Here is a 25700-nt window from a genome sequence, read left to right on the forward strand (position 1 = left end):
TCGCAGGACGGACGGTGGTGATCACGGCCGCGTCCAGCGGGATCGGATGGGCGGCCGCCCTGGCACAAGACGGTCGCGGTGCAGGTCGAGCCCTACGCCTCCCTCAAGCTGGCGCAGGATCCGGGGACCGAGATCCTGCCCGATCCGTGCGCCGGCGGCGCCTCCGGCTTCAGCCGGCACCGCGATGTCGAGAAGCAGATCAAGGGCCGGCTCCTCAACGGCACCCACCTTCTGCGCGATGTTCGCCCCGCCGGAGAGCCCGCGCTGGCTCGTCGCCCACGACCGCCGCGACGAGGCACGCCGGGCCCTCGCCCGGGTCCGGACCGAGGGCGCGGATCTCGGCGCCGAGATCGCGGCGGTGGCCGAGGCGGTGTCCCGGAGCGCGGACGCGCGGACCCGGGGCTGGCGCGGCCTCACCCGGCAGCACTGCCCTCTTCAGCTGACGTGGGCAGCGTTGGGACGGGTTGCGCCGTCGGCCCCTATCTCCATCTGATCGGTCGTCGCACTTGCTTGTCTCAAGACGCCGTATCCGACATTATCTTCGACGATTGCGACAAGCGCCAGATAGCGACTTGTACATGGAGCACTTCGTGATGATCAATCATGCAGCGAACGGGAACTCGTCGCTCCATGAGCCGGTGAAGGAGTCACTCACCTGTCCTTCTCAGGACGTGGTGGTCGACTTGTCGACGGACGGAGCTATGGTTTGTAGCGGTCTGCCGGCGAGGGCCGATCCGGATCGCCCGCAGGACCCGGCACCGCGGTGAGCCGCCGGTTGATCAAGGAGCGATCGCCCCGCTCGATGTGGTCAGGGTCGCTCTGGCTCGGGTTTCCGGGGCTCGCCTCGACGCTCCGCTTCGCGAACCCCTCCACGCGATCTTCGCCTTTTGGCTCGGCCATCGTCAGCGCCCTTCATTCTTCGGAGAGCCGCTCGGCTCGCCCTTGGTCTGGCGCGCGGCTCAGAGCCTTGGCGGCCTCCAGACCTGCAGATCCGCCTCCGATGATGATCACGCGACAGGTATTCGTCGTGAGCTATCCTGGACAGGCGCCCAGCCGACGAGCGCTACCTGGATCAGTTCCGAGAACTGCAACCCGAATGCCGTCACTGGGCGCACAAAATTCCCTGGTGCACTCAGCTGTAAAGGATAAGTTCGTCGACCGGCGAGCGGAAATACGTCGAAACTACGCTTACACTCGCCTCAACGCCAGTGCAATGTCCGCTATGAATGGCCCTGTCTCCACTTCGGTCGGCACCGAGCCGCCGGCAGTCACCTCGCACGTTTTGCGCAGGAGTCCAGCCTCGGTGTCCCAAGCTGTAACGGAGTAACGGCCTGCTCGCAGACCGGGAAGCGCGAGGCGGGGTGAAACAGGACGCCCATCCCGACGCACTTGGCCATTGGCTGCGACCATGTTCGTCCGCAGGCACCAGACAATCGCCTGTTCTGTGTCTCCACAGGCGAAGACCGCCACATCTTGCTGTGAAATGTCGATATCCTGGCTCAGATTGCGCCGCCGGAAACGGTTCCAGTCGATCAATCGCAGAAAGCCGGAGAGGCTACGCTGAGCGGCCCGCATTCCGGCTGTGAGGCGGTGTGGATGCCGGTTCGGCCAGCGCATCCCACCGCCAACCCCGCCACTCGCCAGATGCGCCCACTGCAGATGGCGAAAGTACTCGTCATCGAAGGCGGCGGGCAGCGTGACGTGCCGATCCTTGAAGCTGTGGATCGGGCCGTGCTCCGTGTCGAGAAAGGGCCGGCCGTCATGAATCTGGGCCAAACTCTCGCGAACGATCCGTCCCATGGCGATCGCGGGATCGACGGTGTTTCGCGGGTCGTCGATGGTCCCTTCGGCATAGATATGGATCGTCGCGAAGTCGAGATCGGGATGACGGAAGATCGGCTCCGCCATCGGCAAATGCGATCGCCACAGAAGTTCAGGCCCGAACAGTGACACCGTTTGCGGATGGCTACGCCCGTACAGCCTCATCTCGAGCGCCCGGACATGCTGGCTCAGGTCGGCGATGAAGGGGGCAAAGCCGTCAGCATTGTCCTCGGCATGCGCCGGGTGAATCTCGTTCCAGAGATCCCACCCGAACAGCACGCCGGACCCGCCCCAGCGCTCGACCGCAAAGGCCAGCCTGTTCTTGATCGCGGCACGCACCGCCTCGTCGAGGAGGAAGCGCGAAGGATGGGCCAGTGGTCCGCCGTTGTGACGATTGTAGGGATGGTGACGCCAATGCCGCCACATCCAGAACGTGTCGAAGGGCGTGAGCAAGATGCGGAGCCCCACCTTCTCGCACAGGGCGAAGAGGTCGTCCCACACCCGAACCATCGCTGGCACAAACCGGCCAACAGGCTGCTCGATGTAGCGATGACGGACCTGAGCATATTCGAGCATCAGGCGCAGGCAGGTGACACCGTGATCTGCCAGATAGCAGAGGTAAGCTTCAACGGCAGGAAGGTCGCGGCGACGAAAGAGACCGGCGAGTTCGACCCAGCTGATTGCGTCGTTCTGACCGATCGGCGTCCAAGCAGTGCCTGTCTCGGTAACGAAGTAGGGCGCACCAAATTTTGCAACTTGGATCCAGGGTAGCGGTCGGGACTCACGGCTTTCAATGTGACCAGCTTTTTGGGAACCTGCCGTGCAATGTCTCTTGAGTTTGATATCATCAGCAGCCTCCAAACGGAAACCGTGGCTACGTTGCTCGTACTCATCCATTTGACAGCAAACTCTCAGGGCTATCCCGGCCAAACTTCATCAAAATTCGAGACGAGATGTTTGCGATAGGCCGTGAGTTCTATCATGCCGATTATTGCCTCCCAGACGGTCGCCCTGCTCAAGTTCCACAGAACGTCCGGTACCCGATGCCGCCATCTCTCGGGGCCTCGGCGTAGCGCGCATGCATCGGCTGATCCTCGTATGGTCTTGAGAGAACTGCCAGAAGATCCTCGAAAGGTGCAAAATCGGCGCGCTCGACAGCGGCTTCGATCATCTCCTCCACGCGGTGATTGCGCGGGATGAAGGCCGGATTGACCGCGCGCATGGCGGCCGCCTTGGAGGCCGCGTCGCCCGGTTCCTCGGCCTGCCGCTGTCGCCAGCGAACGGCCCAGCGGTCATACGCGGTCGGATCGACGAACAGGCTGCGCACCGCCTCGTCAGCCTCGGCCGCCTCGCAGGCCCGGCTCAGGTTCCGGAACGTGAGCGTGAAGTCGGCCTGGTTCTCGGCCATCAGCTTGAGGAGGTCCCCGGCCAGAGCTGGATCTCCGTCCTGCATGGTCGCAAGACCGAGCTTGCGATTGAGGCCGCCGTGGAAGGCGGCCTCGAACCGCGGCCCGAAACTGCCGAGGGCCTCTTCGGCCTCGGTCACGGCTCGCGGCTCGTCCGGATCCAGGAGCGGCAGCAGGGCCTCCGCCAGGCGGCTCAGGTTCCACAGCGCGATCTGCGGCTGAGCACCGTAGGCATAGCGTGCATGCTGGTCGATGGAACTGAAGACGGTTCGAGGATGGTAGGCGTCCATGAAGGCGCAGGGGCCGTAATCGATGGTCTCACCGGCGACCGACATGTTGTCGGTGTTCATCACCCCGTGGATGAAGCCGACGAGCAGCCATCGGGCGACGAGATCGGCTTGGCGCGCTGCGACATCGGCGAGGAGGGCGCGATACGGCTTCTCGGCCGCCCTGGCCTCCGGGTAGTGCCGCTCCAGCACGTGGTCGGCCAGCGCGCGCAGGCCCGCGATGTCATCGCGCGCGGCGAAGAACTGGAAGGTGCCGACACGGATGTGACTGGCCGCGACGCGGGTGAGCACCGCGCCCGGGAGCAGGGTCTCGCGGACGACGCGTCCGCCCGTCGCGACGGCAGCCAATGCGCGAGTGGTCGGTATGCCGAGAGCCGCCATGGCCTCGCTGACCAGATACTCGCGCAGCACCGGACCGAGGGCTGCCCGCCCGTCCCCCCGGCGCGAGAACGGCGTCGGACCCGAGCCCTTCAGCTGGATGTCACGGCGCTGGCCGTCACGGTCGAGGATCTCACCGAGCAAGAGGGCGCGTCCGTCGCCGAGTTGCGGCACGAAATTCCCGAACTGGTGGCCGGCATAGGCGGTGGCAATCGGCTCGGATCCCTCGGCAAGGCGGTTTCCAGCCAAGATCTCGGTGCCGTCAGCGCTCGCAAGCCAGTCTGGATCAAGGCCGAGGTTCAACGCGAGCGCACGGTTCAGGTGGATCAGCTGCGGCTCGGGAACGGGTGTCGGCTGGGTACGAGCGAAGAAGCGGTCAGGTAGGCGGGCGTAGCTGTTGTCGAACGGGATCTGGGGCTTCATGCGCGCACATGGTTGTGAGGAAGCTGCATAGGGCCAACGGTGAGAGGAGCTTCAGGTTCAAATCAGCGGATCGTTGCACTCAGCTCTCAGTCGGCCTTTCAAGCCGTTCTGTGACGACGCGCCCCGAATCCCGCAGGGCGCCGCAGCGATCGCAAGCACTGAGCCTTGCTGGCGCGAGCTTCTGGTGCGGACGATTCCGGATCGGCCCCGGATGCGGATCGCCCGAAGTGGTGACCTCGGGCCATGGTCCGGCGCGCCCGACGCGCGACGACCACGGGACCGGCAGGCGAGAAGCTTCCAATGTGGTAATTGTAAATTAGCGGCTGTATCCCAATCTGTAACACGTGCAGTCAGCGGAAATTGGGAAATTCCATGCATATCGATGACATCATTCGCGAAAAGGCGGCCGAGGATGGTCAATTTGCTATTGCCTATGCAATTCAGCAACTTGCTCATCAATTATATAGATTAGGCATCGGAAGCGCGTCGACAGATGTTGGGGCATTGGAATACGTAGGTGGCCAGGTTGGTAAAGTTGCCGATGCTTTGAATAAAGTTTCATTGTCAATGGGAGAGGTGGCCACGGTCAGGCCTCCTGACGAGTCGGGCGCATAGTCGTTACCATTTCCTGGATACGACGTTGCTCTGAGGAAGGCCCCTGGCTGCCCGACGGCAGGCCGGGGGCCACGTCGTCAGGCCTTCTTGGACAGCATTGGGGCGGGCCCGCCCATCGGCGCGTTCACGGGCGTCCAGACGCCGCCGGAGCATCGCCATGACTTGGCGGACTGGGTTGCGGATGCGCACGTTCCTTCGCGCCGAGCCAAGCGACGCGACGCCGACGGACGCCCGATGGGCCGAGCCGGCCCTACCGACCGAAGCCGGCCGGCCGAACAGGCAAGACCCCGCATAGTCTGCAGGATCGTCCCTGAGGCATTCCTCGTGCGGAGGGCCGACGTGAACGAACTGATGCATGTTATTGCTTCACGCATCATGATGAGCTCTGATCTCGCCGAGCCGAAGCTCGTTATAGTGACGCCCGATCACGCAGCCTGAGAATGATAGATCGCCGATTCCGAGGGCGTTGAGCTGCCATAACTCGTGGGCTGAACGCACGCGCGGGCGGGCTCTCGGCTCCTTCGACGCGTCAGAGGTGTGCGATGACGGACCAACACGATGGGCGCCTCCCAGAGGATCGCAGCGACGGTCCGGCCGGCGCTCGCGCCACGGCGCGCGCGGGGTCGTGGGCCGGCCGGCGACGAGGGGGGCATGACGGTCTCGGCGGCGTTTCCAGCCCCGGCCTGGTCGGCCTTGCCCTCGCGGCCGCCGCCGGTGTCGCCGTCATCGGTCTGATCGGCGCCGGGACGGGTCCCGCGAGCCGAACCGGGGCGGGGCCGACCCGTCGGCGGTCGGCCGCGACGCCGGAGCCGGAGATCACGCGCTCGATCACGATCGAGGATGTGTCCGCGGACGAGCTCTACCGTCGCTGGCGCGACCCGGACACCTTGCGCCGGGTCATGGCGCCCTTCGCCGATGTCGAGCCTACGGGTGACGGGCAGACGCGCTGGAGCGCCGGACACGATCTCGGGTCCTGGGAGATGCGCCTCGTCGATGACCGGCCCGGCGAGGTCCTGCGCTGGGAGGCACAGGGCGAGGGCGCCCTGGTCCGGGAAGCCTCGGTGCGCTTCCACCCCGCCGGCGGCGATCGCGGCACGGTGGTGACCCTGCGCGCCAGCCTCGATCCGCCCGGCGGCATGCTCGGCCGGGTCGCGGCACGGATGCTGGGCGGCGCGATCCCGGCGACGCTGGCGGGCAAGTCGCTCCACTTCTTCAAGGCCCTCGTCCAGACCGGCGAGATCCCCACGACCGACCGCCAGCCTGCGGCCCGGCCCGATCCCCGCTGACGAGGAGGCTTCACATGCGCGCGCTCATCTGGAACGGCGTCAACGACCTGCGCGTCGAGACGGTCAAGGATCCCGAGATCGTCAATCCGCATGACTGCATCCTGCGGGTCACCATGTCGACCACCTGCGGCTCGGACCTGCATTTCATCGACGGCTACATCCCGACCATGAAGGCCGGGGACGTCATCGGCCACGAGTTCATGGGCGTCGTCGAGGAGGTCGGGCCCGAGGTGCGGAAGGTCAAGAAGGGCGACCGGGTCGTCGTCCCGTCCTTCATCACCTGCGGGCAATGCTGGTACTGCAAGAACAAGCTGCATTCGCTGTGCGACAACACCCATCCCAAGCCGGAGCTGCAGGAGCCCGTCTTCGGCTATGCGACCGCCGGCATCTACGGCTACACGCATGCCTTCGGCGGCTATGCCGGGGCGCACGCCCAGTACGTCCGCGTGCCCTTCGCCGACAACGACTGCTTCAAGGCGCCGGACGGCCTGCCGGACGAGCAGGTCCTGTTTCTCTCCGACGCGGCCCCGACCGGCTACATGGGGGCGGATTTCTGCAACATCCGGCGCGGGGACGTGGTCGCGGTCTGGGGCTGCGGCGGCGTCGGCCTGATGGCCCAGAAGAGCGCCTTCCTGATGGGGGCCGAGCGGGTGATCGGGATCGACCGCATGCCCGAGCGGCTGCGGATGGCCCGCGAGCATGTCGGCTCCGAGACCATCAACTACGAGGAGGTCGACAGCGTGCTGGAGGTGCTGCGGGAGATGACGGGCGGGCGGGGTCCCGATTCCTGCATCGACGCGGTCGGCATGGAGGCGCACGGCACCGGCCTGCAATACGCCTACGACCGCGCCAAGCAGCTCACCTTCATGCAGACGGATCGCGGCCAGGCCCTGCGCGAGGCCATCCTGGCCTGCCGGAAGGGCGGGACGCTCTCGATCCTCGGCGTCTACGGCGTGATGGACAAGTTTCCGATCGGGGCGATCATGAACAAGGGCATGACCGTGCGCACCGCCCAGCAGCACGGGCAGGCCTACATGGACCGCCTGCTCGACCACGCCCAGAAAGGCGAACTGAACCCGTCGTTCCTGGCGACTCACCGCTTCTCGCTCGAGGACGCGCCGCGGGGATATGCCATGTTCAAGCACAAGACCGACGGCTGCGTCCGATCCGTGTTCATTCCTTGATGGTCTGGCAAGGCAAAAGCAGATGTGAGGTCACGGCAGGGCCGGGCGTCACCGCCTCGTGCTTCGGGCGACCGGCTCTCTGAGCCGGTTTGGTTCGTCCAGCACGATGAACACCCTCCCTCGTCGTTCCAGGGCTGCGCGGCGGAGCCCGAAATCCAAAAAAAAACATCGGTGGGCGGTACGCGCTCCGCTCTCTTCCGACCCCCCCCCCCCCCCCCGGCATTTCTGGATTCTGGGCTCCGCTGCGCGGCCCCGGAGTGACGCGGTGGGACAGAGATCGGTCCGAGCAAGTCAAACAGGCCCTCGGAGTGGCCGCCATGTCAGCGTCGCAGGCCTCGCAACGGCGATCTTGCGCACCGGAAGCCACGTGGCTTCCCAAAAAGCTCGTTCCGGGTCGACAGTCTGCCGTCGGTTGCGCCGCGAGCGCGAATTGCCGTTGCCGCTCCTTGTCCCAGTCGCATCGGATCGCAGGTGTCGTGCGGCGCAATCATGGGGTCTCGATGCGCGCACGAGAACGTCGAATCGTCTCGGACAAGATGCCAGTTGGTTCAAAATCTCATCTCGGGATTGGGCAGGAGCGCGGCCATGCATGGTCAATCTAGCATAAAAAAACACACGCCTATAAATAGATAATCGAATGATCGTAAGTTTCTGAGATAATTTTAACTACTGCTCTAGATCGATGTGCGCGAATTCCATGTCGAAGTATTTATTTTTGGAAAATTAATATTGTTTAATTTATCATGTCAGATCAGATGGCCCCTTATCATATCGGCTCCAATCGTTTGTTGTACTTCTCGACATCATAAGTGATTGCAGCAGCGCCGATGATCCACTTCGAGTTGAACCTCGAAGGAGGTCGCCGTGGACAATGGAAATTTCCTCACGGGCGGTGGTCGGATTGCCGATCGCATTCGCGCGTACGACTGGAGATCCTCGCCGCTCGGCGCGATCGAGGCGTGGCCGCAGGCGCTGACGTACACGTTGAGCGGCATGCTCAACTCGGCCTTTCCGACCTATCTCGCCTGGGGCCGTGACCTCATCAGCTTCTACAACGATGCCTATCGTCCGATCCTGGGCATCAAGCCCGAGGCGCTCGGGCGCCCCTTCCCGGAGGTCTGGGGCGAGTCCTGGGACCAGATCGGACCGGTGACGGAGCGCGCGCTCGGCGGTGAGGCCAGCTACCTGGAAGACTATACCGTGACGGTGAACCGCGACGGATCCCGGGAGAACACCGTCTGGACCTTCGCCTACTCGCCGGTCCGGGACGAGCACGGGAGCGTGCGGGGCGTGCTCTGCCACGTGCACGAGACGACCGGGCGGGTCCGCACGGAGGAGCGGCTCCGGTCCGCCCTGCGGGAGATCGAGGTGCAGCAGGCGCGCTTCGGCACGCTGATCGAGCACCTCCCGTTCGCGGCCGGGCTGTTCGGGGCCGATGGGCGCGCCCTGCTCACCAATCCGCTCTGCCGGCGGTTTCTTCCCCGCGGCATCGTTCCCGCGGTCGATCCGGCCGTGCAGCCCCAGTGGACCGGCTTCGACGCGGAGGGCCGGGTCGTGAGCCCGTCCGATTATCCCTTCGCGCGGGCGGTGCGGGGCGAGGTCGTGCAGGACATGAGCTTCCTGCACCGGTCCCGCGAGGGCGACGAGAGCTGGATGCGGGTCAGCGGCATTCCGGTGCGGGAGCACGACGGCAGCATCCCGCTCGCCATCATCGTCATGCAGGACGTCGACCGGGAGAAGCGCGCCGAGGCGGCCCTGCGCGAGAGCGAGGAGCGCTTCCGGCGCTACGCCGAGCACTCGGCCAACGTGCTCTGGCTCGCCGACCTCAAGAGCGGGCGGCTCGATTACCTCAGCCCCGCCTTCGCGCAGGTCTGGGGCATGCCCGTCGAGGCCATGCCGGACCTCGCGGGCTGGCTCGCCAGCGTCCATCCGGAGGACCGCGACGAGGCGGCCCAGGCGCTGGAGCGTGTCGGCGACGGCGAGACGCTGGTGCTCGGGTACCGGATCCTGCGCGCCTCGGACCATGGGGTGCGCCGGATCCGCGACACCTTCTTCCCGATCCCCGGGCGCGACGGGCAGATCCGCTTCGTGGGCGGGATCGCGCAGGACGTCACCCCCGACACCGGCCAGCGCGTCTACGTGGTCGCGGCCGGGGAGGACGCCCGGCATCGCTTCGGGGCGGCCCTGCAGGCCGCCGACTACGAGGTGCAGGCCTTCGCGAGCGGCCAGGCCTTCCTCAAGATCGCCGGCTCGCTGATGCCGGGCTGCGTCGTGCTCCACCTGGAGGAGGCCGGTAGTTTCGGGGTGGCGAGCGCGCTGAAGGCGGCACGGTCCCATCTGCCGGTGGTGGCGGTCGGCGCGAGCGGAGGCGATGTCGGCTTCGGGGTCCGGGCGATGAAGGCGGGCGCCGTCGATGTCCTCGAAGAACCCTGGACGGCGGACGGGCTGCTGCTGGCGGTCCGATCGGCCCTGGTCGAGATCCGGGACGTCGCGGACCGGACGCGCGAGCGCGACGCGTCGCATCATCGCATCGCCGCCTTGTCGGCCCGCGAGCGCGCGGTGCTGGAGGGCCTGCTCGCGGGCGGCACGAACAAGACCATCGCCCGCACCCTGGGCCTGAGCCCGCGAACGGTGGAAATCCACCGCGCGAAGGTCATGGAGGCGCTCGGGGCCCACACCCTGCCCGAGGCGGTCCTGATCGCCACCGCCGCCGGCGTGCGCCCGGCCGATCAGCCCGGCGCGCCGGGCGACGCGGCCGAGAATCCTCTCGGGAGCCGGGCTGCCCTGACCCCCGAGATTATCGGCGGGCGCTGAGCCCGATCCGCCCTCGCTCGGCTTAACGGGCGGGCCGTCCGCCTTGCGCCCGGGACCGGCCGAACAGCGCGACGATCTCGCGGTTGAAGGCCGGGATGTCGTCGGGCATCCGGCTCGACACCAGGTTGCCGTCCACGACGACCTCCTGGTCCAGCCACTCGACGCCCTGCGCCTCGAGGTCCGTCTGCAGCGACGGCCATGACGCCATCCGCCGGCCCCTCAGCGTGCCGGTCTCGATCAGCGTCCACGGGCCATGGCAGATCGTGGCCACGGGCTTGCCCGCATCGAGGAAGGACTGCGCGAACGCGATGGCGGTCTCGTCCATCCGGAGGGTGTCCGGGTTGATGACCCCGCCCGGCAGCAGGATGGCGTCGAAATCGTCGGGCCGCGCCTCTGCGAGCGGAACGTCGACGGGCAGCGTGTCGCCCCAATCGGTGAAGTTCCAGCCTTTGACCCGGTCGGGCTTGGGCGAGACGAGCCGCGTCTCGGCCCCGGCCTCGTCGAGGGCCCTGCGGGGCTCGGTCAGCTCGACCTGCTCGAAACCGTCGGTGACCAGGATCGCGACCCGTACTCCGTTCAGTGATCCGTGCGCCATGGGGCTCCCTCCTGCGGCTTGGTCGGCGGTGGACGAGGCCGGACGGTCCTGTGGACGAGGCCCGGTGCCTCCGGTGCGGTCGGGCGTCTCGGCTCCGAGGAGATCGGGGCGGCCTTGCGGATCCCGAGAGGCGCCCGCCCGGCACGAATGCCGGGCGGGCCATGGCCGCGGCGGGGGACGAGCCCGCCGCCTTCGCGCGCGTCCGGCTACCGGGTGCCCGCCGCGGCCTGTCCGTCGCCGCTGCCCTGTCCGGCGGGAGAACCGGCGCCCGCGGAGCCGCCGCCAGTCGCGGCGCCCTGTGCGGACGAGCCCGCACCGCGGGCCGACGAGACGGTGCCGGTCGTCTGCGGATTGGGGTTGCCCGCCGCGTTGGCATTCGTCGTCATGCCGGCCAGGAACTCGCCCCGCTGCCAGCGCGGCATCCCGATCGAGGCCAGCAGGTTCGTGGTCAGCGTGCCGGTCGGCTCCAGGCCCTGCGCCTGCTGGAAGTGGGTCGCGGCGAGCGCCGTGTCGCTGTTCCAGTTGCCGTCGAGATGGCCGGCCGCGTAGCCGCGCTGGTTCAGCACCTGCTGGATCTGGCGCACGCCGTCGGAATTCAACCAGAGCGGCTCCCCGGGGCTGTCGGCGCGCTCCAGGGCGATGCGCTGGTTGTCGACCTGCTTGTCACCGCCTGCGCCGGCCGCCTGGGTCGGTTGCGGCCGCGCCACGGCGGCGGCCTGCGCGCCCGTGCCGTGCCCGGCCGAGAAGATCGGATCGGTCAGGCCGAGCGCCGCGATGAGGCCGACCTCGAGCCGTCCCGTCGGCTCGAGCCCGTGCACCTGCTGATAGCTGCGCGCCGCCTGCACGGTCGCCGGTCCCCAGCGGCCATCGACCTGGCCGGTGTTCCAGCCCTGCTGGTTCAGGGCCTGCTGGATCTGCCGGACGCCGGCCGGGCTGACATGGAGCGGGGTGCCGCGGCTGTCGGCGCGCTCGACGACGACGCGCTGGTTGTCGGCCTGCTTGGTCCCCTGGTCGCCGGACTGGCCGCCGCCTTGCCCGCCGGTATTCCCCAGGATGATGTCCTGGTCGAGACCGAGGCCGTAGACGAGCGGGATGGTGAGCGTGCCGGTCGGCTCCATGTTCTGCGCCTGCTGGAAGCTGCGCGCCGCCGCAGCGGTCTGTCCGTTCCAGCGCCCGTCGACGTTGCCCGTGCTGTAGCCTTTCTGGGTCAGCGCCTGCTGGATCTGCCGCACTCCGGCCGAGCTCACGAAGATCTGCGTGCCCTGTCCTTCCGACTGATCCTGGACCGTGCGCTGGTTGCTGACCGCCGATTGCTGCGCTTGCGCGTATCCGCCGACCATGGCGGCAAGGATTGTGCCCGCAAGGAAGACTTTTCTCAATGCCATGAATACCTCCTGCCGATGCGGCGTAGATCCGAACCAGGACGGCCTACCCCCGTTCCTACGGAGGATCCCTCAGGACATGTCCGGATCGGGCTCGTTTCCGCCAGGTTTTGCTTCGTGGGCGCGCCGAATAATTGGGCACGAAGCGTCCATTTCAGCGCAATGCACCTCTGACGATTGAGGCTTGACCTTATTCAGCCGCGCGCAGGCGGCCGATCTCCGCACGCGGTCATCCGGCCGTTCGTGCCGGCCCGATGCGGTGGGTGCGCGGGAGCGGCGTCGATCGCGAGTGCCCGCGCCGGATGTCGGGTGAGCGGCGCGGGAGCCGCTGCGTCGGGGAGGTGCGTGAGGTGACCTGCGTGAGGTGACTCGCGTGAGGTGAACTGCGCCGCCCACACCGACGCAGGCGAAGCCCAGAGCATTCGCCGACGTGGTCACCGGTTCGGCGGTGGGCGTGATGCGCGGCCGAGAGGTCGGAAGCGTCGCAGGGGGCCGCTCTGCTCAGAGATAGCCGGCCTCGAACTCCGCGAGAGCGCGCAACTGCCGCGGCGCGAGGATCCGCAGGCGTTGCTCGCGCAACGAGATCAGCTTGTCGCGCCGCAGGGCTTGCAGCACGCGATTCAGGTGCACGCTCGACAGGCCGAGGGTGTCAGCGAGATCCACCTGCGTCAGCGGGAGGTCGTACTGACCGTCCGTGACCTGGCCGATCATCCCCAGGCGCTCCATCAGCTCGCACAGGAGATGCGCCGTGCGCTCGGTGCCCGAGCGCATGCCGACATTGGCCACCCACTCATGCGCCGTCGCCTCCTCGGCCAGCCGCGCCCGCTGCAGCGCGAGGGCGATGCGGGGGTGCCGGCCGAGCAGATCGAGGTAGGCCGCGCGCGGGACCTTGGCGACGAGGCAATGCGTGAGGGCCTCGATCGTGTGGTCGAGCGGGTAGTCGTGAAGGACGCCGCGGTCGCACAGGTCGCCGGGGATAAGATAGGCCACGATCTGGCGGCGGCCTGACGCGCGGTGCTTGTCACGGCTCGCGAACCCGGCGAAGACGATGAGCGCGTGATCGGCCACGCCGTCCTGCTCCACCAGGACGGTGTGCCGCTCGACCGGCCGGACATAGCCGGTCAGGCCCTCGAGCGCCGCGCGGTCCTGCTCGTCGAGCGGGCCGAAGCCGGCGAGCTTGCGCGCCAGCGCACAGCCTGGGCGGGACCGGCCGGCCGCCGGAGCCGCGTGTCGTCGCGTGCGGGCGAACCCGGGAACGGCGGGATCCATCACGGTGGCCGTGGCGAATGTCTCCATCAGGCTTCCTCCATTACAGGTCCTTATTCACCCTCGCCGCGGGACGAAGACATCCGGCCGGTCCCTTAGGACTTCTCCGGTCCGCGCGATTCGATGTCGTCGCTCCGGTAGGCCATCGCGGGAGCGAGCCGCGCGATATGCGGCCACCATTGCGCGCGCAGGTCGAGATAGGCCCGCGCGGCCGCCTCGTCGCGCGCGACCGCGATGCCGGCCTCGGCGAGCCGCGCCGCGGCCCGCTCCCACTGGACGCGCCAACGCTGCCGCTCGCGCGGATCGACAGGCGTCGCGGCCGGCGGATCGCCCGGCAGGAACGCCGTCTCGAGCGTGACGACCAGCATCTGGGCGACGCGCCAGAGGGTCTCGACCGCGGCGGCCTCCTTCAGCCAGGCCGTGTCCTCGCCGGCGAGCGTGCTGCGGATCAGCGAGGCGGTGTCGAGCGCGAGGTGGGCCTGCGCCGAGACCGAATAATAGGGCTGCCGGAACCGGAAGTAGAACAGCACCGGGTAGAAGTGATGGGCCTCCTTCATCGCCGCCATGGCCTCGCCGAGCGCGGCGAGATGGCTGTAGCCGGCGCTGAACTGCCCGCGGGGGCCGAGCCGCGCCAGCAGCTCACCGGCGTCGGAGGTCGCCCCCGAGAGAAGGTGGAACTGCAGCCCGAGCGCGTTGCGCTGCTGCAGGGCGCCGTAGACCTGCATGACGTAGGTCAGGACCAGCGAGGTCACCGACATGCCGATGAGCGAGTTCGCCAGGTAGACGGCCCGGTAGGCATCGGTCGTGGGCCGGAAGTCGCTGGCGCCGACGATCGCCATGCTGCTGCCCCCGGCATAGAGCGCCGCGAGGACATCCGTCGGCGTCGGGCCGTTGGCCGCCTGCACGCCCGTCCCGAGACCGGGATGGATGATGAGACCGGCGCCGAGCGTCAGGCCGCCGGCCCAGAGCAGGACGTACAGAACGAGGATCGTCGGGCCGCAGAAGGACAGCACGGTGCCGCGTCGCGGGCCCGCCGCCTCGGCGGCGACGCGAAAGGCGATCCAGGCGAGATGGGCGGCACGGTCGGCGATCAGGCCGGTGCCGATGCGGGCGTAGAGGACGGTGAGAAAGACGTCGAGGAGGACGATCCCCATCACGAGGACGCCCGACGCGCGTTCGAGGAAGGACACCATGATCCGCCTGCCGCGAGGCTCCGTGCGCCGCAGGCGCCACTCCCGTCGCGAACCGGCCGCTGCTGTCCTGGTTCCTGGGCGACATCCTTAGGGCCATACCGGGTGGCGCGACGCGGAGGCCGGTCCGTCCAGGCTCATCCCTGGCGCCGCTCACCGGTCTGGGCCTGCGAGCGATACAGCCTGGCGACGGCAACCCAGAAGGCGCTCCTCATCTCCGGCGACAGCCGGTCGAGCACCGCCTCGAGCGCCGTCATGCCGTCATGGGCGCAGGCGTCCCGTTCGGCGTCTGAGAGAGCATCGGTCACGGCTTTCCTCCCGCTCGGCGGGCGGCCCGCGCCGCCCTCACGGCCGCGACCATGACGCCGCCGGCCCCGCGGGACGATCGGAGATGTCCATAGGTGCGACGCGAATCCGGCCCGCCCGCCCGGACAGGCCTTTGGAAACCCTTCGGCGAGCTGCGAAACCGGCCCGCACCGGAGGCCCCCTAAGGATTCATCCGCGGGAACGCGGCCTTTCTCCATCCGGTTCGCCTCATCGCAGTCCCGACCACCAATCCCGCGAGAGCCCGGGCCCGACAGGGCTGTACCGCTGCGAGGCCGGCTCTCGCCCCTCAACCGACGGGAGACGAAGGCGATGCGAGCCCTGGTTTGGCATGGGAAGGAAGACATCCGCTGCGACACGGTCACCGATCCGGAAATCGAGGGTGAGCGCGACGTCATCGTCAAGGTCACGAGCTGCGCGATCTGCGGCTCGGACCTGCACCTGTTTCACAACTTCATTCCCGCGATGCTCCCCGGCGACGTCATGGGTCATGAGACCATGGGCGAGGTCGTCGAGACCGGGCGCGGGTTGAACGGCAAGCTGAAGAAGGGCGACCGGGTCGTGGTGCCCTTCACCATCGTCTGCGGCGAGTGCGATCAGTGCAAGCGCGGCTACTTCTCGGTCTGCCAGCGGAGCAACCGCAAGAAGCACCTCGCCGACAAGGTCTTCGGCCACACCACGGCGGGCCTGTTCGGCTACACGCATCTCACCGGGGGCTACCCGGGCGGCCAGGCGGAGTACCTGCGCGTGCCGTTCGCCGACTCGACCGTGCAGAAGGTGCCCGAGGGCATTCCGGACGAGAAGCTGCTCTTCCTCTCGGACATCTTTCCGACCGGGTGGCAGGCGGCCGTGCAGGCGGACATCCAGCCCACCGACACGGTGGCGATCTGGGGGTGCGGTCCGGTCGGCCAGATGACGATCCGCTCGGCCGTGCTCCTGGGCGCCGAGCAGGTCATCGCCATCGACCACCTGCCCGAGCGGCTGGACATGGCCGAGGCCGGGGGCGCCATCACCATCAACTTCAAGGAGGAGAACGTCGTCGAGCGGCTGAATGAGCTGACCGGCGGCGAAGGTCCGGAGAAGTGCATCGACTGCATCGGCATGGAGAGCCACGTCACCCCCGCCATGCCGGACACGGTCTACGACCGCGCCAAGCAGATCCTCCTGGCCGAGAGCGACCGGCCGCACGTGCTGCGGGAGATGATCTACGTCTGCCGGCCGGGCGGCCTGATCTCGATCCCGGGCGTCTACGGGGGCCTCGCCGACAAGATCCCGATGGGCGCGGCGATGAACAAGGGCCTGACGTTCCGCATGGGGCAGACCCACGTCCAGCGCTGGACCGCCGATCTCCTCCGGCGGATCGAGGAGGACCAGATCGACCCCTCCTTCGTCATCACGCACGAGGTTCCGCTCGATCAGGGACCCGAGATGTACCGGACCTTCCGGGACAAGCAGGACAGCTGCATCAAGGTCGTCCTCAAACCCTGACAGATTGGGACAAAGATCATGACGAATCTCTCCAGCCTCACGAACTTCTCGAACATCACGCGATCCGAGGGCGATCCCAAGGTCATCCACTCCGGGCCGAGTTCGCGCGGCGTACCGGACAGCCTGGCCCGAGGGCTCGGCTGGTTCAGCCTCGGCCTCGGCCTGACCGAGCTTCTGGCGCCCGGGCGCATCACGCGCGCGCTCGGCATGGAGGGCAAGGAGGCCCTGGTGCGCGTCTACGGCGCCCGGGAGATCGGCAGCGGCATCCTCTCGCTGTCGGTCGACAAGAAGCTCGGGCTCTGGAGCCGCGTCGCCGGCGACGGCCTCGACATCGCGACCGTGATGACGGCGCTTCGGCCCGACAACCCGAAGCGCGACAATGCCGTCATCGCCCTGGCGCTGTTGCTCGGCATCACGGCGATCGACCTGATCGACGCCCAGGCCACCACGATGCGGCACAGCCGCAGCGCGGGCCGGAGGCGGACCTACCGGGACCGCAGCGGATTCCCCCGCGGCGTCGACGCCTCCCGCGGCGCGGCGCGGGACTTCAAGACACCGCCCGACCTGCGGCACGCCCCCGCCCTGGCGGCGGTTTCCCCGCGCACCTCCGCCGCCTGAAGAGACGGCCGCGGGAGGTGCGATCGACACCCCGTCGCTCATGCCCGCGCGCCGTCGCATCGCCAGGCGCTGATGCGCCGAACGCCGTCGCATCGACGTATCGATGCGACGGCGCCAGGGTATGAGACGCACGGGGCGCCGCCGGAGGGCGCGGTGCCGATCCCCATCGGCGGATGACGGCCCGCAAGCCTGGCCGGATGACGGAGCCGCGTGCTCGGCTCCGTTCCCGACGCGCCGCGGGAGTTCAGGGGTATTCGCAAAGCCGAGAGATCGTGCCGATCCGGCCGATCCGCGCATGGCCGGGCGTTCTACAGGATGCTCTCGCACACTCGGAAATCCCCTGCGGCGTAGCCACCGAAGCCGTCTTGCACACGGGTCGGATCCCTCGAACGAGGCAGGAGCCGTCGGGAGACGCACCGTCAATCATGATCGCTCGCATCGTCTCCAGAACGAACACATGGATCTGAAGCTCGTACCGGTCGAAATCGCCGTATCCGGAAGCGTGGAAGGGCGGCTCGTGTTCCTGGCAGACAGCCTCGTCGCAGTGCTTGTCTTGCTGGGAGATCTGCACGAAGGCAACGCGGGAAAGTGGTTTCTGGAAATCGCATTTCACGAGAAGATCATCGATCGTGGTCACATCTTCGGCAGCTTGATCGAGGCCGAGAGCTGGATAACGGATTGTCTGGCATCGTCGTGCAATCGCGAAGACCATATCCGCCGCACGAAGCCAAATCGGACCTGAGCCGCAAGCGCGAAAGCGACATAACGAGCGCCAATTCGGTTTTAGAGAAACTTGGACTTCCTATGGGCGACACGCTGTCGAGAGACAGCTCCGCTCGGGAATAATCATCAGAAGCCTTGGACGGCATGCGGCTCTGGTTGACCAATCGCACCGACGACGGCCGACATCACGCTCTGGAAGGCCTGTCGCGGGCCGTCGAGGACGGGCAGCGTGAGGCGACCTCCGCGAGCGGGTCTGCCTTGCCCCCTCCGCAACCCTCAACCCGACGGGCTTCGTTCATCAGGGCGTCGTGACCGGATGGCCGCCCTGCGGCCCTGGATCGTCGCGCAGGACAGTCTCCGACGCGGGCCAAAGCCGGGCCAGCCGGTTCCGACCTCGGGACGGTTCAGCGCCGAGGCCCGTCCTGTTGTCAGGACTTGACGACGGCGCACGTCTTCGTCTGACTCGATCGTCTGCCGTGATGCACGGCCGTGGGACAGGAATCCTCCCGGTGGGCGCACGTCGTCGACGGGCCGACGGGGCCGCAGGGAAGTGACGATGGAGACGGTTTTCACGACGGACCACGTTCACCAGCGCGACCGGTTCGACTACTGGCATGAGGTCGCGTGTCGAGACGTCGTCGACCATGACTCCAAGCCGGATTGCAGAAGAACGTTTGAGGCGGAGCTGCGAGCCGGTTCGATCGGCTCACTCGATCTCGTTTGCTTTCAGAACTCGGGGATGACGGTCAATCATACGTTGCACCATCTTTCTCGCACGAGTCACGATGAAGTTTTTTTATGCCGTCAGTTTCGGCAGCGCGTCGCTCTCGAGCAGAACGGCCGGCAGACCGTGTTGGAGCCGGGCGATCTCACGCTGATCGATCCGCGCCTGCCCTACAGGGGGCAGTTCTCCGACGGTTCTGAGGTTCTCGTCGTCAAGGTTCAACGCGCCCCTCTGGAGCGCCGTCTCGGGCCGATGCGAGATCTGCTCGCTCACACGCTGCCGACCCCGGAAGGCCGCCTGGCATCCGCCTATCTGGCCATGCTCCCGTCGCATGTCGACGTCGCCGGCACGGCCGCCGACGTGGTCCAGGCGCACCTGCTCGATCTGATCGCCCTCGCGTTCGGGCGAGCGGCGACCGGGCCGACGCCCCGCCCCTCATCCGCTCGTTCGCTCGTTCGCATGCGGCTGCACACCGCAGTCGAAGCGCGCCTGGCCGATCCCGCGCTTCGTGCCGGCACGATCGCTGACGCCGCGGGCGTGAGCGTGCGGTACGCGAACGTGGTGCTGGCTGACGAGGACACCTCGATCGCGCACCTCATTCAGACAAGGCGCCTCGCGCGCTGCCGGCAGGCGCTGGAGGACCCTGCGCAGGCGCATCGCACGGTGAGCGAGATCGCCTATGGCTGGGGCTTCTCGGACATGACGCATTTCGGACGCCGGTTCAAAGCCGCCTTCGGCTTGTTGCCTCGCGAGTGTCGCCGGACGAAGACGGGCTGACCGGGTCCTGCATCAGTCGGCCAGAACGCCCGAGAGCAGAACGACGGACAGGTCCTCTGCGGCGTCATCGGCGACCGTCGTCATCCACGTCTTGCCGAACCAGACGTCTCCCGCCGCATTGTCTGGGCTCGGTGACGGAGCAGCTGGTCCGGCAGCCTTCGGGACAGGTTACGGTCGGCGACACGGGTAAGGTGGATCAGGCTTCAATCGGCCTTGACACGGTCGCCAGCCGGATGCGCGAGCCGGACGAGGCGGGGATCATCGGCCGGGGGTCCGGACGCATGACCTGCCCCTCAACGGAGCCGCCCGTGCCGTGGTCGAGCGCATGTTGATGCGGAAATGACCCGTCGAAGTGGCTGTTCCCGGGCCTGCCTCCGCAGAAGGCGGGCGACTTCGTCACGCACGTCAACGTTTCGGCGTTGAACCACAATACGGTGCCGGTCGAGACGCGGGTCGTCGTCCTGCCGGCCGACGAGCATGTCGAGCCCGCCGGGCCGCCGGTCGCGCGGACCGCGTCGGGCGAGGTCGGGCGGTCCCGATCTTGACGGTCCGCACCATTCTGCGGGAACGACCCCGCATCGTGGGAGAGGAGCAGGCGCGACGATGCGCTACCCGGACCTGGAGATCGATCTTCTTCGCGCCTTCGTGGCGGTAGCCGAGACCGGCAGCTTCACCGCCGCGGCCGACGTCGTTCACCGCTCGCAATCGGCGGTGAGCCAGAAGGTGCTGCGGCTCGAGGAGATCCTGGGGCGGCGCGTCTTCGACCGCACCAGCCGTACGCTCGGCCTGACCACGATCGCGGCGGCGCCGAGGATCAGGTCGGGGCCCGGGCTCTCGCGCAGGGCCGCCATGGAGAAGGCGAGACCGGCGACCGGCACCGCCAGCATCAGGGTCGACATTGCGCTCGCCGGCAGCCGGGCGCTCGCGGCGTTGACGGCGCAGAAGCAGAAGGCCGTGGCGACCGGGCCGACGAAGGCGAGGCAGGCCCAGAGCGTGGCCGTGCCGTCGCCGGTGAACGGCCCCTCGACCGCGCGGGCGAGCGGAACCAGGATCGCCGCCGCGAGGAGCATCTGCCAGGGCGCGAGCCGGAACGCCGGCGAGGGAGCGCGGCCGTAGCGCAGGTGCAGGATGCACAGGACCCAGGCGGCGGAGGCGGCGAGCAGCATCGCGTTGGCGGCGAGACCCGACGTGTCCCGCCGGTCGATCGCGTACGGGTTGATGAGCGCGAGGACGCCGAGGCCGGCGACGCCGATGCCGGCCTGGCGCCGCCGCCCAATCCGCTCGCCGAACAGCAGGAGCGCGGCGGGAAGTACCCAGACCGGCGTGGTGTAGCTCAGGATCGCCGAGCGGCCGGCCGGCAGGTGGGTCATCGCCACGGCGCCGAGCGCCGTGAACAGCGTCATCTGCAGGAGGCCGATCGAGGCGACGACCGGCAGGTCGGCCCGCTCCGGCAAGCGCAGCTCCCCGCGCGAGGCCTGCCAGGCGAACAGGCAGGCCGCGCCCGCGGTGAAGCGCGAGGCGGAGAGCCATAACGGCGAGATGTGGCCGAGGCCGACCTTCATCACCGGCCAGTTGGCACCCCAGAGCAGGATCGCGCCGCCGAGCAGGAGCGCGGGGCCGCATCGCGCCCGCAGGCCGGGGGGCGTGAGGGCGGGCGAAGCCGGGCTGGCTTCGGAGGATGAGGCGGACATGAGGAGCCTCGTCGGAATTGGCGTCGGAGTTCGAGCCCGCCGGCCGGATGAGCGGCGGCGTGGCGTCCGCGACGATCGAGACGAGGCGAGGATGTCGTCGCCAGATCGATCTGATAAGCGCATAGTTCAAATCGCCATGATCTGTATTTCGACTAAATCGACGGCAATGCCGTTTGATCCGGAATGCCGCGCCGGGTCGCCGGGCGTGCAGAGCGCAGGGCTCAAGCCCGTCGCGCGCTCGCCTTCGAACGGGCAGGAGCGCCTTGCGCCGGGAACCGGGCCGCCGGAGAACCGGATGTCGTCGTTCCGGTCACCACGTCGGCATCGTGCGGGGCGCCGCCCCGTTGCCGAATAGGTCGCCGGGGGCCTCGTTCGGCACCTCGATCCGCACCCCTCAAACGCCGATCGTTTGCGTCTGCCGCACCAAGGCGCCGCCGGTCTCGGCAACAATCGTCGTACCGATAATCAAGCGATGCGACATCTGAATGTCTCCGATCTCACGATACATGCAAAAATGGCGCCTTTCTCGAAGATATTCTATGCAAGAATAGCCGCTATCACTATCGGAGATACGTGGATTTATGCGCTGATCTGCATGAAGCATACGAAGGTATCGGGCGAGCAGATTCGACGCCGGGTGCCATGCGGAGCGGATGGCCCCATACGCCCAGAACCGCCTCAGACGAAGGATGCGAGTTCCCTCCGCGCCGCATCGACGGTCACGCCGAAGACCGATCCCCGACCGCAGCGGGACTGAACCACGACCGGATGGCCAAGCGACTGAGCGGTCTGGCGCACGATGTGGAGCCCGAGGCCGAGCCCGGCCCCGTCGCGGCGGCCGGCGCGGTCGAAAGCCTCGAAGATGCCGGCGAGGCGCTCCGGCGGAATGCCCGGCCCGTCGTCGTGAACCTCGATCGCGATCCGGCCGGCCCGCCGCCGGCACCCGACGACAAACCGGCCACCCCGGCCCGCATACTTGACGGCGTTGCCGACGAGGTTGCGCAGGATCGTCGAGAGCATCGCGGCCTCGCTCTCCGCACACAGGTCCGCGCCACGAACATGCAGCCGGACCCCGACCGCCTCGGCATAGGGCTGCCATTCGGTCGCGACCGCGGCGAGGAGGGGGGTGAGCGGCACCGGGCCGAGGCGCGGTGGCGCCCCACCGACCTGTGACGTGCGGGCGATGTCGTCGAGCTCGCGGCCGAGGCGCACCAGGGCGTCGCTGGCCAGGCCGAGCCGCGCGGCGGCGCGCGGCGCGACGCCGTCGGAGACGGCGCGCTCGATGGCCATGAGGGCGACCTGGAGCGGCTGCTTGAGATCGTGTCCGGCGACGGCGAGGAGCCGGGACATGGCATTGCGGGCGGCTTCGGCACGGGTGAGAGCATCGCCGCCGGCCGGCATCGCCACCATCGTTCCCATTGCTACCTCCTCGATCGGTCCCAACCCGGGACGGCGCGTCCATGAGCCGGACCATGCATCTTGGCCGTGAGGCGTGAAATCATACGGAGGTTTGCCCCAGCCGGCCCGTGATGTCGCCCCTCGCCACTGACGCCAGCCCGCGGACCTATACTGCGGTATGAGACCATCACCCGTCGTCACGATATCGGCAGACGCTGGTCTGACTGCTGCGCTGTACGGTCTCGGCTAGATTGATCTCGTCTCCGAGCGGAGACGAAGGCTCATCGATCGAGACGAGGAAGAGACCATGATGACACGGAACCTGCTCTGCGCGCTGGTCCTCGCGGCCTTTACCGGCGGCGCGGCCGCGCAGGACGCCCCGTCCGCTTACCGGTACTCGGGCCAGCATTCCGGAGGGCCCGCCGGCGCGCTCGTCCCCGAAGGAGCACCGGCTCCGGTGGTGCATCGCCCGGTCGATCCGGCCTATCGCTATTCCGGCACCCATGCGGGCGGCCCGGCCGACGCGCTGGTGCCGGCGGGCACGCCCGTTCCGGCGACGCGCAGGGCGACGGACCCGGCCTACCGCTACCCGGGCAGCCATGCCGGCGGTCCCGCCGACGCCCTGATCCCGGAGTGAAGCCGGGAGACGGGTCCGCCGGACATCGGTCCGGCGAACCCGCCCAAGGGGCGTCGGGAGAGCCGACGCTTAGGACCGGGTTCGAGCCGCGCGGGCTCGCCGACCGAAGGCTTGAAGCCTCCGGCCGGCGCGTCCGCGCAGCCTTGCGGCGCATCCCACGGAATGGCCGTGGTCAGGACCGGACGGTGTCCTCGAGGCAGCGGATCAGCGCGTCGGCTGCGAGGGGCTTGCGCAGGAGATCCCGCGCCCCGCCGGCAAGGGCACGCCGGCGGATCGCATCGTCGTAGAACCCTGTCATCATGATGATCGGCAGATCGGGCCGGGTCCGTCGCACGCGCTCCTGCAGTTCCAGGCCGTTGATGCCCGGCATGTCCACGTCCGTCAGGAGGCAGGCCAGTTGCCCCGCGGGACGGCCCGACGCCTGGGCGCCCAGGAACGCGTCGGAAGCCAGGAACGCCGCGCCCGAACTGAACGCCACGGCCTCGTAGCCCAGCGACTCGAGGAAGCCGGACGTCGCGTCCAGTACCCCCTCGTCGTCGTCGACGACCGCAACCGTTGCCTTTCCGACCGACAAGGGGCGTCCCTTCCGATGTCCCGTGGGCATGCTCGCCCCCGCCCGAGATGGGCCGGGCGCCGATCGAACGGAATCATACGATGGTGTGGTGCGACCGGATCGTCCCCAGCCGCCCGTGCCGCTCCGCGGGGATCATCGACGAACCCCACCGGGTGCGGAATGCGGGGGGGCCGTCAGCCCTCCGACACCTTCAGCGCCTCGGCCTTGCGCACGAGGTCGGCGACCGAGCCCGCCTGCATCTTCCGCATGACGTTGCCGCGGTGGATCTTCACCGTGATCTCGCTGATGCCGAGGGCATGGGCGATCTGCTTGTTGAGCAGCCCCTGGACGACGTGCTGCATCACCTCGGCCTCGCGGGCGGTCAGGGTCGCGGCCAGGCGGGCGAGTTCGGCCGTGCCCGCGCTCTCGGTCCGCCATGCCCGGTCGCGCTCGATCGCGACGGTGATCGCGTCGAGCATGTCCTGGTCGCGAAAGGGCTTCGTCAGGAAGTCGAGCGCCCCCGCCTTCATCGCCCGGACGCTCATCGGGATGTCGCCGTGGCCGGTCATGAAGATGATCGGCAGGCGGCTGCCCATCGCGGCGAGCTTCGCTTGCAGGTCGAGCCCGCTGGTGCCGGGCAGCCGGACATCGAGGACGAGGCAGCCCGGCCTGTCCGGCAGGCTCGCCGCGAGCAGATCGGCGGTCGATCCGAAGGCGATCGCATCAAGGCCGACCGACCGCAGCAGGTCCTGGAGGCCCTCGCGGATCCCCTCGTCATCCTCGACGATGACCACGAGCGGGGCCATCGCCGCAGCGGCGGGCGGGCTCGCGCCCGGGCCTCGGATGTTTCCTGCCACCGTCATCGCCGCGTCCTCGCGAGCCTCGCCGCGCCCTCGCCCCACCGGCATAGTGAACGGACCGATCCGGCTCAAGGCGACGGCCAAGTTATTCGTCCCGTTCCGGTGGACGATCCGTGTTCATCGTGATGACGCCACATGCCGCGCCCGACGGAAACGAGTCCACCAAAACGAAGGCTATCCCTGCGTCAATCACCGTGTGCGGACCATCGCCTGACACCTTCGTATGATCACGCATGCACAAGGTGTGATCGCGCTCAGACCAGCCGTCGATATCGCGGCCGGGCCGAACCGGTAAGCTGATCCTCGTCGCCGGCCTTGAGGCATCGATCCACGGGGCTGGCCCTCCTCGAACCTGCCACACCACCGATCCCCTCGTCCGGGAGGGCCCGCCCCGAGCGGCGCGACCCCGGTCGTCCGGCCCATGCCCATCCGGCCCATGCCCTTGGAGACGAAACGATGCAGCTCACCGGCAACACCATCCTCATCACCGGCGGCACCTCCGGCATCGGCCGCGGCTTCGCCGAGGCCTTTCACCGGCTCGGCAACCAGGTGATCGTCGCGGGCCGCCGCCAGGCGCTCCTCGACGAGGTCACGCGGGCCAATCCCGGGATGGCCTCGATCGCCCTCGACATCAATGATCCGGAGGCGATCCAGAGGGCCGCCACCAGGGTCGTGGCCGAGTTCCAGGCGCTCAACGTGCTGTTCAACAATGCCGGCATCATGCCGTTCGACGACGCCTCCGGAATCATCGACGATGCGGTCGCCCAGGCGATCCTGACCACCAACCTGCTCGGGCCGATCCGGATGACCTCCGCCCTGATTGAGCACCTCAAGGCGCAGCCGCGGGCGACGATCGTCAACAACACCTCGATCCTCGCCTTCCTGCCGCTTGCAAGCACGGCGGTCTATTCGGCGAGCAAGGCGGCCCTGCACGCCTACACGCTCTCGCAACGCTTCATGCTGCGGAACACCCGCGTCACCGTCCAGGAGATCGCGCCGCCCTGGGTCGATACCGACCTGATCAAGAAGAGCGGCGATCCGCGCGCCATGCCCCTCGATGCCTTCATCGCCGAGACGATGATCGGGCTCGGCACCGAGGCCGAGGAGGTCGTGGTCGAAGCGGTGCGGTCCGTGCGCGACAATCCCGGCGCCAAGGAGCACGCGATGGTCGACGCCTTCAATGCGGCGCTCGTCGCCAACCCGATCCCGGTCTGAGACCCGCCCCGGGCGGACCGCGAAGGTCCGCCCATCGGCAACCCG

22 protein-coding genes and 1 pseudogene are annotated in these 25700 nt (G+C 68.1%); 12 read left to right on the forward strand and 11 right to left on the reverse strand.

What is annotated here, in order from left to right; translation table 11 throughout:
• Positions 1-238: 238 nt before the first annotated feature.
• Positions 239-493, forward strand: a complete 255-nt coding sequence (locus tag EU555_RS37740; RefSeq protein ID WP_205820955.1) for an MFS transporter — start codon at positions 239-241, stop codon at positions 491-493.
• 695 nt (positions 494-1188) lie between these two features.
• Here the strand turns inward: EU555_RS37740 and EU555_RS18615 are convergent.
• Both EU555_RS18615 and EU555_RS18620 read right to left on the reverse strand, forming a co-directional pair.
• Positions 1189-2718, reverse strand: coding sequence for a glycoside hydrolase 5 family protein (locus EU555_RS18615; protein WP_245524362.1), 1530 nt, complete (start codon positions 2716-2718; stop codon positions 1189-1191).
• A gap of 118 nt (positions 2719-2836) precedes the next feature.
• Positions 2837-4315 carry a protein adenylyltransferase SelO gene (locus EU555_RS18620; protein WP_135416710.1) on the reverse strand — a complete coding sequence of 493 codons (1479 nt, stop codon included), beginning with the start codon at positions 4313-4315 and terminating at the stop codon, positions 2837-2839.
• A gap of 372 nt (positions 4316-4687) precedes the next feature.
• On the opposite strand from EU555_RS18620, the gene EU555_RS18625 reads away from it, so the two are divergent.
• The 4 genes from EU555_RS18625 (at position 4688) to EU555_RS18640 (ending at position 10214) form a co-directional block, all read left to right on the forward strand.
• Positions 4688-4930, forward strand: a complete 243-nt coding sequence (locus EU555_RS18625; RefSeq protein WP_135416712.1) for a hypothetical protein — start codon at positions 4688-4690, stop codon at positions 4928-4930.
• Positions 4931-5472: 542 nt separating this feature from the next.
• Positions 5473-6216, forward strand: a complete 744-nt coding sequence (locus EU555_RS37495) for an SRPBCC family protein (protein WP_135416714.1) — start codon at positions 5473-5475, stop codon at positions 6214-6216.
• A 14-nt stretch (positions 6217-6230) separates the two neighbouring features.
• Positions 6231-7400 carry a zinc-dependent alcohol dehydrogenase gene (locus tag EU555_RS18635; RefSeq protein WP_135416716.1) on the forward strand — a complete coding sequence of 390 codons (1170 nt, stop codon included), beginning with the start codon at positions 6231-6233 and terminating at the stop codon, positions 7398-7400.
• 993 nt (positions 7401-8393) lie between these two features.
• Positions 8394-10214 (forward strand): PAS domain S-box protein, encoded by a 1821-nt coding sequence (locus EU555_RS18640; RefSeq protein WP_135416850.1) that lies wholly within the window; start codon positions 8394-8396, stop codon positions 10212-10214.
• Between the two features lie 22 nt (positions 10215-10236).
• Here EU555_RS18640 and EU555_RS18645 read toward each other — a convergent pair whose 3' ends face one another.
• From EU555_RS18645 to EU555_RS36275, 5 genes are all read right to left on the reverse strand, one after another.
• Positions 10237-10809, reverse strand: a complete 573-nt coding sequence (locus tag EU555_RS18645) for a type 1 glutamine amidotransferase domain-containing protein (protein ID WP_135416718.1) — start codon at positions 10807-10809, stop codon at positions 10237-10239.
• A 206-nt stretch (positions 10810-11015) separates the two neighbouring features.
• On the reverse strand, positions 11016-12194 hold the full coding sequence (locus EU555_RS18650; RefSeq protein ID WP_135416720.1) for a peptidoglycan-binding domain-containing protein: 1179 nt from the start codon (positions 12192-12194) through the stop codon (positions 11016-11018).
• 498 nt (positions 12195-12692) lie between these two features.
• The gene (locus tag EU555_RS18655) at positions 12693-13487 is read right to left on the reverse strand and encodes a Crp/Fnr family transcriptional regulator (RefSeq protein ID WP_135416722.1); all 795 of its coding nucleotides are present in this window, start codon (positions 13485-13487) and stop codon (positions 12693-12695) included.
• 65 nt (positions 13488-13552) lie between these two features.
• Positions 13553-14650: a two pore domain potassium channel family protein gene (locus EU555_RS18660; protein WP_135416724.1), complete on the reverse strand. Its 1098-nt coding sequence runs from the start codon at positions 14648-14650 to the stop codon at positions 13553-13555.
• Positions 14651-14784: 134 nt separating this feature from the next.
• Positions 14785-14955 carry a hypothetical protein gene (locus EU555_RS36275; RefSeq protein WP_167858602.1) on the reverse strand — a complete coding sequence of 57 codons (171 nt, stop codon included), beginning with the start codon at positions 14953-14955 and terminating at the stop codon, positions 14785-14787.
• A gap of 328 nt (positions 14956-15283) precedes the next feature.
• Between EU555_RS36275 and EU555_RS18665 the strand changes: the two genes are divergently transcribed.
• The 5 genes and pseudogenes from EU555_RS18665 to EU555_RS37070 all read left to right on the forward strand — a co-directional run.
• Positions 15284-16459: a zinc-dependent alcohol dehydrogenase gene (locus tag EU555_RS18665; protein ID WP_135416726.1), complete on the forward strand. Its 1176-nt coding sequence runs from the start codon at positions 15284-15286 to the stop codon at positions 16457-16459.
• Between the two features lie 18 nt (positions 16460-16477).
• Entirely contained in the window at positions 16478-17077 is a 600-nt protein-coding gene (locus EU555_RS18670) for a hypothetical protein (protein WP_135416728.1), read from the forward strand.
• 457 nt (positions 17078-17534) lie between these two features.
• Complete coding sequence (locus tag EU555_RS18675; RefSeq protein WP_135416730.1) at positions 17535-17819, forward strand: hypothetical protein; 285 nt, start codon at positions 17535-17537, stop codon at positions 17817-17819.
• 537 nt (positions 17820-18356) lie between these two features.
• The gene (locus tag EU555_RS18680; protein WP_135416732.1) at positions 18357-19301 is read left to right on the forward strand and encodes an AraC-like ligand-binding domain-containing protein; all 945 of its coding nucleotides are present in this window, start codon (positions 18357-18359) and stop codon (positions 19299-19301) included.
• Between the two features lie 603 nt (positions 19302-19904).
• Positions 19905-20036 (forward strand): annotated as a pseudogene (locus EU555_RS37070) (LysR family transcriptional regulator); the annotation flags it as partial.
• Here EU555_RS37070 and EU555_RS18690 read toward each other — a convergent pair.
• Positions 19994-20992: a DMT family transporter gene (locus tag EU555_RS18690; RefSeq protein WP_135416734.1), complete on the reverse strand. Its 999-nt coding sequence runs from the start codon at positions 20990-20992 to the stop codon at positions 19994-19996. The pseudogene EU555_RS37070 and the gene EU555_RS18690 overlap by 43 nt on opposite strands.
• A 678-nt stretch (positions 20993-21670) precedes the next feature.
• On the reverse strand, positions 21671-22393 hold the full coding sequence (locus tag EU555_RS18695; RefSeq protein WP_245524363.1) for a sensor histidine kinase: 723 nt from the start codon (positions 22391-22393) through the stop codon (positions 21671-21673).
• Positions 22394-22697: 304 nt separating this feature from the next.
• Here EU555_RS18695 and EU555_RS18700 point away from each other — a divergent pair, with 304 nt between their 5' ends.
• Positions 22698-23027: a hypothetical protein gene (locus EU555_RS18700; RefSeq protein ID WP_135416738.1), complete on the forward strand. Its 330-nt coding sequence runs from the start codon at positions 22698-22700 to the stop codon at positions 23025-23027.
• Between the two features lie 172 nt (positions 23028-23199).
• On the opposite strand, the gene EU555_RS18705 is transcribed toward EU555_RS18700, so the two are convergent.
• Entirely contained in the window at positions 23200-23601 is a 402-nt protein-coding gene (locus tag EU555_RS18705; protein ID WP_135416739.1) for a response regulator transcription factor, read from the reverse strand.
• A 173-nt stretch (positions 23602-23774) separates the two neighbouring features.
• Entirely contained in the window at positions 23775-24443 is a 669-nt protein-coding gene (locus EU555_RS18710; RefSeq protein WP_135416740.1) for a response regulator transcription factor, read from the reverse strand.
• 453 nt (positions 24444-24896) lie between these two features.
• Here EU555_RS18710 and EU555_RS18715 point away from each other — a divergent pair, with 453 nt between their 5' ends.
• Positions 24897-25655 (forward strand): SDR family oxidoreductase, encoded by a 759-nt coding sequence (locus EU555_RS18715; protein ID WP_135416741.1) that lies wholly within the window; start codon positions 24897-24899, stop codon positions 25653-25655.
• Positions 25656-25700 lie beyond the last annotated feature (45 nt).

The sequence above is a fragment of the Methylobacterium nonmethylotrophicum genome, assembly GCF_004745635.1.
In the GTDB taxonomy this organism is placed as follows: Bacteria; Pseudomonadota; Alphaproteobacteria; order Rhizobiales; family Beijerinckiaceae; genus Methylobacterium; species Methylobacterium nonmethylotrophicum.

Coding starts and splice junctions, on each gene's coding strand:
- EU555_RS18655 (WP_135416722.1), bottom strand. CDS start 13,487: ATGGAGACATTCGCCACGGCCACCGTGATGGATCCCGCCGTTCCCGGG.
- EU555_RS18635 (WP_135416716.1), top strand. CDS start 6,231: ATGCGCGCGCTCATCTGGAACGGCGTCAACGACCTGCGCGTCGAGACG.
- EU555_RS18675 (WP_135416730.1), top strand. CDS start 17,535: ATGGATCTGAAGCTCGTACCGGTCGAAATCGCCGTATCCGGAAGCGTG.
- EU555_RS18700 (WP_135416738.1), top strand. CDS start 22,698: ATGATGACACGGAACCTGCTCTGCGCGCTGGTCCTCGCGGCCTTTACC.
- EU555_RS18640 (WP_135416850.1), top strand. CDS start 8,394: ATGCTCAACTCGGCCTTTCCGACCTATCTCGCCTGGGGCCGTGACCTC.
- EU555_RS18645 (WP_135416718.1), bottom strand. CDS start 10,809: ATGGCGCACGGATCACTGAACGGAGTACGGGTCGCGATCCTGGTCACC.
- EU555_RS37740 (WP_205820955.1), top strand. CDS start 239: ATGTTCGCCCCGCCGGAGAGCCCGCGCTGGCTCGTCGCCCACGACCGC.
- EU555_RS18670 (WP_135416728.1), top strand. CDS start 16,478: ATGACGAATCTCTCCAGCCTCACGAACTTCTCGAACATCACGCGATCC.
- EU555_RS18710 (WP_135416740.1), bottom strand. CDS start 24,443: ATGACGGTGGCAGGAAACATCCGAGGCCCGGGCGCGAGCCCGCCCGCC.
- EU555_RS18695 (WP_245524363.1), bottom strand. CDS start 22,393: ATGCCGGCCGGCGGCGATGCTCTCACCCGTGCCGAAGCCGCCCGCAAT.
- EU555_RS18620 (WP_135416710.1), bottom strand. CDS start 4,315: ATGAAGCCCCAGATCCCGTTCGACAACAGCTACGCCCGCCTACCTGAC.
- EU555_RS18665 (WP_135416726.1), top strand. CDS start 15,284: ATGCGAGCCCTGGTTTGGCATGGGAAGGAAGACATCCGCTGCGACACG.
- EU555_RS18690 (WP_135416734.1), bottom strand. CDS start 20,992: ATGTCCGCCTCATCCTCCGAAGCCAGCCCGGCTTCGCCCGCCCTCACG.
- EU555_RS18625 (WP_135416712.1), top strand. CDS start 4,688: ATGCATATCGATGACATCATTCGCGAAAAGGCGGCCGAGGATGGTCAA.
- EU555_RS18615 (WP_245524362.1), bottom strand. CDS start 2,718: ATGGATGAGTACGAGCAACGTAGCCACGGTTTCCGTTTGGAGGCTGCT.
- EU555_RS18650 (WP_135416720.1), bottom strand. CDS start 12,194: ATGGCATTGAGAAAAGTCTTCCTTGCGGGCACAATCCTTGCCGCCATG.
- EU555_RS37495 (WP_135416714.1), top strand. CDS start 5,473: ATGACGGACCAACACGATGGGCGCCTCCCAGAGGATCGCAGCGACGGT.
- EU555_RS18715 (WP_135416741.1), top strand. CDS start 24,897: ATGCAGCTCACCGGCAACACCATCCTCATCACCGGCGGCACCTCCGGC.
- EU555_RS18660 (WP_135416724.1), bottom strand. CDS start 14,650: ATGGTGTCCTTCCTCGAACGCGCGTCGGGCGTCCTCGTGATGGGGATC.
- EU555_RS18680 (WP_135416732.1), top strand. CDS start 18,357: ATGGAGACGGTTTTCACGACGGACCACGTTCACCAGCGCGACCGGTTC.